General features: G+C 67.3%; 6 protein-coding genes. 2 read left to right on the top strand and 4 right to left on the bottom strand.

Annotated elements, in window-relative coordinates; genetic code table 11:
- Nucleotides 1–57: 57 nt before the first annotated feature.
- From yidC to rpmH, 4 genes are read right to left on the bottom strand one after another with little or no spacing between them, the layout of a single operon-like run.
- Nucleotides 58–1101 (bottom strand): membrane protein insertase YidC, encoded by a 1044-nt coding sequence (gene yidC / locus ACOADB_RS05425; protein ID WP_378596918.1) that lies wholly within the window; start codon nucleotides 1099–1101, stop codon nucleotides 58–60.
- Between the two features lie 3 nt (nucleotides 1102–1104).
- Nucleotides 1105–1383, bottom strand: coding sequence for a membrane protein insertion efficiency factor YidD (gene yidD / locus ACOADB_RS05420; RefSeq protein WP_378596917.1), 279 nt, complete (start codon nucleotides 1381–1383; stop codon nucleotides 1105–1107).
- Nucleotides 1383–1766: a ribonuclease P protein component gene (gene rnpA, locus ACOADB_RS05415; protein ID WP_378596916.1), complete on the bottom strand. Its 384-nt coding sequence runs from the start codon at nucleotides 1764–1766 to the stop codon at nucleotides 1383–1385. The genes yidD and rnpA overlap by 1 nt, the downstream gene beginning before the upstream one ends.
- Nucleotides 1767–1807: 41 nt before the next feature.
- Entirely contained in the window at nucleotides 1808–1945 is a 138-nt protein-coding gene (gene rpmH / locus ACOADB_RS05410) for a 50S ribosomal protein L34 (protein ID WP_082573308.1), read from the bottom strand.
- Between the two features lie 613 nt (nucleotides 1946–2558).
- On the opposite strand from rpmH, the gene dnaA reads away from it, so the two are divergent.
- Entirely contained in the window at nucleotides 2559–4070 is a 1512-nt protein-coding gene (gene dnaA / locus ACOADB_RS05405) for a chromosomal replication initiator protein DnaA (protein WP_378596923.1), read from the top strand.
- Nucleotides 4071–4550: 480 nt separating this feature from the next.
- A partial coding sequence (dnaN, locus tag ACOADB_RS05400; protein WP_378596915.1) for a DNA polymerase III subunit beta occupies nucleotides 4551–5081 on the top strand: 531 nt, incomplete at its 3' end.

Raw genomic sequence — 5081 nt, 5'->3', positions numbered from 1 at the left:
GCGCGTCCGTCTCCACGACCTCGTTCTCGGTCACGGCTTCGGTCTCGATGTCGGCGCTCATTCGGGTTCTCCCTGGTTCGTGGTGGGCTTCGTCTTGTTGGCGGCGCTGTTACTGGCGCCTCCGGCGTTCTTCTTGCGCTGGGCCTTCGTCTGGCGCTTGGGCTGCTGTCGTACGGCGGCCGCACGGCGCTCCTCGGCGGCAGCAGCCTCAGCGGCCTCCGCCTCGGCGACGAGGTCGACCTTGCCGTGCTTCAGGGCCTTGGCGCGGTCGCGCTCCTTCTTGGCCTGCTCGGCCGGCGTTCCGGGCGCAGGGTTGTTGCGGATGACGTAGAACTGCTGGCTCATGGTCCACAGGTTCGAGGTGGTCCAGTAGAGGAGCACGCCGATCGGGAACGCGACGCCACCGAGGCCGAAGGCCACCGGGAGGATGTAGAGAAGCATCTTCTGCTGCTGGGCGTACGGGCCGCTCATCGCCTCGGCCGGCATGTTCTTGGCCATCAGCTGGCGCTGGGTGAAGAAGGTGGTGGCGGTCATCGCGAGCACGAGGACGAGCGCGACGATCATGACGGCCGTCTGGGGCTCGGGGCCCCAGGTGCGCGAGCCCCAGAACGAGTCGGCGAGCGGGATCTTGCCGAAGACCTCGGACTGGCCGAACTGCTTGGCGCGGTCGGCGTCGAGGAAGCCGTGGGCCTTGTTCTTCTTGGCGGCCTGGTCGAGCAGGCGGAACAGGGCGAAGAAGATCGGCATCTGCAGCAGGATCGGCAGGCAGGACGCGAACGGGTTGGTCCCCGCGTCCTTGTAGAGCTTCATCGTCTCTTCGGCCAGCTTCTGCCGGTCGTGGCCGTACTTCTTCTGCAGCTCCTTGACCTTGGGCTGCAGCAGCTGCATGTTGCGGCTGGACTTGATCTGCTTCACGAACAGCGGGATCAGCGCCGCCCGGATCACGAGCGTCAGGCCGATGATCGACAGTGCCCACGACAGACCACCGGCGGGATCCAGGCCCAGCAGGCTGAACAGCTCGTGCCAGCCGATGAGCACCGCGGAGATGATGTAGTAGAGCGGCACCATGATGAAGTGGCCGATGTCGCCGAAGATGCCCACGGATCAGGCTCCTTGCTGAGTGTGAGGTCCGCCGGCGGACGCCGTACGGAGTTCGGGGGAGCGCGGAGTGCGCTCAGGGACGTGGTCAACGCCCCCGGGAGACCAGGGGTGGCACCGCAGCAGGCGTCGTACGGCCAGCCAGGTGCCCTTGAAGGCTCCGTGCACCTGCAGCGCCTGGACGGCGTACGCCGAACAGGAGGGGTAGTAGCGGCAGGTGGGACCCAGCATCGGGCTGATCAGGAGCTGATAGCCGCGCACCAGACCGATCAGCAGCCACTTCATCACGCCTCCCCGGCCATGGCGCCGGACGGGACCACGCGTTGCAGACAACGGTCGAGGTCCGCCACCAGTTCCGGGTACGACGCCGTGGCAGCCGGTGCCTGGGCCCGCACCACGAGCAGGGAGCCCGCGGGGAGCGCGTCCAGGCGATCGCGCATGGCGTGCCGCAATCGGCGCTTGACCTGGTTGCGGACCACCGCCGTACCGACGGCCTTGCTGACGACGAACCCGACGCGCGCGGAACCTGCTCCGGACACGCCAACGACCTGCGTGCCCTCAGGGGGCAGCAGGTGGGTGACGACGGAGCGGCTTCCGGCGCGACGGCCGCGACGACTCGCCGCCCGAAAACCCTCGGGGTCGGTGAGCCGGGAACCGGCGGTGAGCACGGTCAGCCCCACGGAATGCGCTGGGCGGACACGAGCCGTCCTCAGACGGACAGGCTCTGACGGCCCTTTCGGCGACGGTTCGCCAGAATCGAGCGACCCGCGCGGGTCCGCATACGAAGGCGGAAGCCGTGGACCTTGTGCCGGCGGCGGTTGTTCGGCTGGTACGTGCGCTTGCTCACGATGACCTCTCAGGTGCAAATGTCGGGAAGGGTCAGCCGGCAGCCCAGGAGAGGCTCCGGTCAGGAGCCGCAGGACCTGTCGGCCGGCACCGCGCAGCCACGAGGCGGTCAGGGCCTCGTGGACATGCGGCACCGGTCGACTCCGGTTGACCAATCAACGGTACGCGCAGGCCCAATCCGGGGTCAAACCGACGGCACCCCCGCCCTCCTTGCACAGATGAAGGTGAAAACCTGTGGATAGCGGGTTGATCCGCAGGCCGATCGGCGTCTAGGTTCGATGGATCCGGGTTTCCCCGCCGGACCTCGAAGCAGCCCGTCGACACCGTGACCCGCAGCACCATCAACCCCCACCACAAGGCGTTGACCTGCGGAAACAGTGATCGGAGCGCCGATTCGAGGCGGCCTCGGTTTCGTATCACGCGCCAGTGATGCAAATGTTCACAACCTGTGGACAAACTTGTGGAGCCAGCCCCTTGAATTCGGCCGGCACCACCCGAAGGCCGCCCACCGGCGGACCGGACAAGACGAACAGCGAGAGGTGTGAGGCGTGACCGGCAACCCCGATCAGCCCCAGAACGACCCCAACCCGGACTCGGTACCGGACTCGGCAACGATCCGTCTCGGCGTCGAGTGGTCCGCTGTCGTCGGTGAGCTCCAGGCCCATCAGCGTGCCTGGCTCCAGGCGAGCCGACCCGTCACGCTGCACGGCACCACCGCGATCGTGGCCGTCCCGGACGACTTCACCCGCAAGCGCCTCGAGGGTCGGCTGCGCAGCCAGCTCGAGGACGCCCTGACCGAACGCTTCGGCCAGGAGGTGCAGCTGGCGGTGACCGTCGACAGCACGCTGCGCCATGACGTGCCGTTCGAGGGTGGCCCGGCGCCGTACGACCAGGGACCCGGCTACGACCAGCCGACGTTCGAGCAGCCGGCCCCGACGCCGCAGATCGACTTGTCGACAAAGCCACAAACCGATTCGTCGACGTACGACGCGGCCGCAGTCGTCGCCGCCCCCGGGTACGACGCCACGTTCACCCCGCCCGACCTGAACGCCGCCAACGCGGCCGGCCCCTCGGCCACCGGGACCGGCGAATCGCGCCTGAACCCGAAGTACACCTTCGAGACGTTCGTCATCGGCTCGTCCAACCGCTTCCCCCACGCCGCGGCCGTCGCGGTCAGCGAGGCGCCGGGCAAGAGCTACAACCCGCTGCTGGTCTACGGGGAGTCCGGCCTCGGCAAGACGCACCTGCTGCACGCGATCGGGCACTACGTCCGCACGATCTATGCCGGTTCCAAGGTGCGCTACGTCTCCAGCGAGGAGTTCACCAACGAGTTCATCAACGCGATCCGCGACGACCGGCAGGACCGGTTCAAGCGGAAGTACCGCGAGGTGGACGTGCTGCTGATCGACGACATCCAGTTCCTGGCGGGCAAGACGCAGACCCAGGAGGAGTTCTTCCACACCTTCAACACGCTCCACAACGCGAACAAGCAGATCGTGCTGACCTCCGACCGGCCGCCCAAGCTGCTCGAGGCGCTGGAGGACCGGCTGCGCAACCGCTTCGAGTGGGGCCTCATCACCGACGTCCAGGCGCCCGACCTCGAGACCCGGATCGCGATCCTTCGCAAGAAGGCCGCCATGGACCGCCTCACCGCGCCCTCCGACGTCCTCGAGTTCATCGCCAGCAAGATCCAGACGAACATCCGCGAGCTCGAGGGCGCCCTGATCCGGGTCACCGCCTTCGCGAACCTCAACCGCCAGGACGTCGACATGACGCTGGCCGAGATCGTGCTCAAGGACCTGATCCCCGACGGTGGCGAGCCGGAGATCACCGCGCCGCTCATCATCGCCCAGACCGCGGCGTACTTCGGCCTCTCCATCGAGGAGCTCACCGGTCCCAGCCGCGGCAGGCACCTGGTGATGGCCCGTCAGATCGCCATGTACCTGTGCCGTGAGCTCACCGGCCTGTCGCTGCCGAAGATCGGTGCGCAGTTCGGCAACCGTGACCACACGACCGTGATGTACGCCGAGCGCAAGATCAACCAGCTCCTCGGCGAGCGTCGTGCCGTCTTCAACCAGGTCAGCGAACTGACCAACCGCGTGAAGATGCAGGCCCGGCAGGGCTGATCCTGCGGCTCGTGCCAGAAATCTTCTGGTGATTCCAGCCTGTGGAGAAACCACCCCGAATTGTGCGAACTACACGGGGAGGATTCCGTGGAACCACCTGGAGCTCGTCGTACGACCGGGGGTTCGTGCACAGGGGCACCCCGTTCGTACCGATTTCATCCACACCCTTCATCCACCGGTCATCTGCGGTCTGACCTGCGAAGACGTCGGTCATCCACAGTTTCCACCGCACCTATGACTACTCCCTCTTGAACTCCAACACTTCGAAGCGCAGCACCTCTCCGGGCCCTTTCCCTGTGCACTCAGCGGACCGGGACCGATCCCCGAGGGGCTTCGACGAGGTTCTGGGTGCAGGTCTTGGGAATGACATGGCAGGATGCAACCCCACACGGGCACGAACTCCAGATCTGTCATTCCCCGGCAGGCGCACCGCAGCGAGTTGGGCCCGGCTCCTTCGAACTAGTGATGAGGTACGACGCCGTGAAGTTCCGTGTCGACCGTGACGTCCTCGCCGACGCCGTGGCCTGGGCTGCCCGCAGCCTTCCGGTGCGCCCCAGTGCCCCTGTCCTCGCCGGCCTGTTGATCGAGGCCAGCGACGAGGGCCTGATCCTCTCGACGTTCGACTACGAGACGTCGGCCCGCGCCACGCTCAACGCGGAGGTCAGCGACGAGGGCAAGGCACTCGTCAGTGGCCGGCTGCTCGCCGACATCTGCCGCAGCCTCCCGAACAAGCCCGTCGACATCACCCTCGACGGCACCCGCGTCTCGCTCACCTGCGGGTCCTCGCGCTTCTCGCTGCAGACGATGCCCGTCGAGGACTACCCGTCGATCCCGGACATGCCGAGCGCCACGGGCACCGTCCCGAGCGAGGCGTTCGCCCACGCCGTCGCCCAGGCCGTCACGGCCGCGGGTCGCGACGACATGCTTCCCGTCCTCACGGGCGTCCGGGTCGAGATCGAGGGTGACACCATCGCCCTGCTCGCCACCGACCGGTTCCGGCTGTCGCAGCGC

This window comes from Nocardioides sp. CPCC 206348 (assembly GCF_048654705.1).
Classification (GTDB): domain Bacteria; phylum Actinomycetota; class Actinomycetes; order Propionibacteriales; family Nocardioidaceae; genus Nocardioides.
Note: the sequence above shows the minus strand (reverse complement) of the source record. Positions and strands in the feature narration are given on the sequence as shown.